A 352-nucleotide genomic window follows, 5' to 3' on the forward strand; every position below is an offset into this window, starting at 1 on the left:
GTCGACGGTACCTGACCGTGCCGCACGCACAGCAGCGCGACGCCGGCGACGGAGAGGATGACGGTGCTCAGCACCAGCAACCGCGGTGTGCGTGGGGTGGTGGTCACAGGAGCCGTGCTCCCCCCGCGTAGCCGGACATCGTGTTGACAGCGTCCAGGCGTACGACGGTGCCCGGGCGGGGGGCGTTGACCATCTGTCCGCTGCCCAGGTAGATCCCGACGTGGTAGATCGTGGAATCGCGTCCGGGCGCGGTGGCGAAGAAGACGAGGTCGCCGGGCTTGAGGACGAGCGGACCGAGGCCGGCGGGGATCCGCTGTCCGGCACCGGCCTGGGCGGCCGCGAGGCGCGGCGG

The 352-nt window shown here is 72.2% G+C and carries 1 protein-coding gene; it reads right to left on the minus strand.

Features of this window, described 5'->3' with window-relative positions:
• Nucleotides 1-103 precede the first annotated feature (103 nt).
• The coding region (locus tag ACFWI9_RS34800) for a C40 family peptidase (RefSeq protein ID WP_387169428.1) at nt 104-352 on the minus strand (249 nt) is incomplete at its 5' end.

This window comes from Streptomyces sp. NPDC127084 (assembly GCF_042724175.1).
Classification (GTDB): domain Bacteria; phylum Actinomycetota; class Actinomycetes; order Streptomycetales; family Streptomycetaceae; genus Streptomyces.